General features: G+C 29.8%; 2 protein-coding genes and 1 pseudogene. 2 read left to right on the top strand and 1 reads right to left on the bottom strand.

Going from position 1 to position 1687, the window contains the following annotated elements; genetic code table 11:
- Together EZH24_RS11305 and EZH24_RS11310 are read left to right on the top strand one after the other, a co-directional pair.
- A partial coding sequence (locus EZH24_RS11305; protein WP_137999205.1) for a tRNA guanosine(34) transglycosylase Tgt occupies positions 1-692 on the top strand: 692 nt, incomplete at its 5' end.
- Positions 693-720: 28 nt separating this feature from the next.
- Positions 721-1509 (top strand): tetratricopeptide repeat protein, encoded by a 789-nt coding sequence (locus tag EZH24_RS11310; RefSeq protein WP_137999206.1) that lies wholly within the window; start codon positions 721-723, stop codon positions 1507-1509.
- On the opposite strand, the pseudogene EZH24_RS11315 reads toward EZH24_RS11310, so the two are convergent.
- Positions 1506-1687, bottom strand: a pseudogene (locus tag EZH24_RS11315) (hypothetical protein); the annotation flags it as partial. The gene EZH24_RS11310 and the pseudogene EZH24_RS11315 sit on opposite strands and share 4 nt — an antisense overlap.

Raw genomic sequence — 1687 nt, forward strand, 5'->3', positions numbered from 1 at the left:
TGTGCCTTGACGAATGCTCGAAACATGACGAGGGTTATAAATATGTTAAAGAAGCGATGGAGCGAACTCATAAATGGGCAAAAGAATGCAAAGATTATCATGATAACTCTCCAAATAGCGAATGGCAATATTTAGGGGGAATAATTCAAGGAGGAATGTTTGACGATTTGCGAAAAATAAGCGCCGAAACTTTGACTTTAATGAATTTTCCTTTTTATGCAATCGGCGGACTTTCGGTTGGGGAGACGCCAGAAAAGATGCATGAGGTTTTGTCAAAAGTTATGACTTATACGAATAAAGCAAAACCGAGATATTTGATGGGCGTAAGCGAACCGAGAGATATATTAAATTCGGTTATGGAAGGAATCGATATGTTCGATTGCGTTATGCCGACTCGAAACGCGAGAAACGGAGAGGCTTTTACGATGGACGGAATCATAAGAATAAGAAATTCAAAATATAGAACGGACGATACCGTTTTGGAAGAAAATTGCGACTGTTATACTTGTAAAAATTTTTCCAAAGCCTATTTGAATCATTTGGATAAAACTCATGAAATACTTTTTTCAATTTTGATGACTATTCATAATGTTAGATTTATGCAAAGATTTATGAAAGATTTAAGACTTTCTATAGAAAAGGATAATTTTTCCGACTATAGAAATAATATGATGAAGAAATTTTATAGTTAAGATTAATCGAAATATTAGAGAGTTTTATATGAACGCTAATAGCAGTAAAGAAGAAAAAAAAGATTTATTCGAACTTGCGAAAACTTGCATAAAAGAAAATAAATTTGAAGACGCTAAAAATTATTATAAACTCATATTGGATAACGAACCCGAAAATTTAGAGGCTTTATATATGTCGGGTTTTTTATGCATGAAAAATAATTCGTATAAAAACTCTTTGGAATATTTTAATAAATTTATAAATCTTAAAAACGATAATCCTTTCGTTTACGAATATATGGGAATAATGGACGAGGAAAACAGAGCGGAATATTTTAATAAGGCGATTGAGATTAACGACAATATAAAAATAATGAAAAGAGATTATCAAAGATATATTTATATAGCTTTCAAATCTTACGAATTTGGAGAATACGACATATCTCTCAATTATAGCAATTATATTTATAATGTTAGACAAATAAACGGAATCGTCAATTTGCTCGGATGCATCTATTATAGAAAAGGCGATTACGACAAAGCGCTTTCTTTATTCCATGATTTGAATTTTATTTACGAAAAAAGCAATATTTATATTTTATGCAATATTTCTTCATGCTACAGAAAAAAAAACAGCAATAATATGGCGATTAGATATTTGGAAAAAGCTAAAGAAATAGACGATGGCAACAAATTAATTTATTATAATATAGGCTCTATATATTTCGATATGGGAAATAAAAAATCGGCTTTGGAAAATATCGACAAAGCTTTATCTATTGACAACGAATACGAAGATGCAATTAAACTTAAAGAATATATAAATAATTTGGATTAATTTTTTTCTTTTTTATTTTCGTTTGTGGCGGGTTCGTAAAAATATAAAGCGAGTATTGTCTGTATCGGAAACATTGTAATCGCTTCTATAAACATGCTCGCTCTTCTAATCGTTAGTATAAGTTCGTTTTTAATTATAAATATATTTAATACATAAAGTATTTTAATTGCGGCAAAAC

Origin of the sequence: Brachyspira catarrhinii (assembly GCF_005518285.1) — a bacterium.
Lineage (GTDB): Bacteria > Spirochaetota > Brachyspiria > Brachyspirales > Brachyspiraceae > Brachyspira > Brachyspira catarrhinii.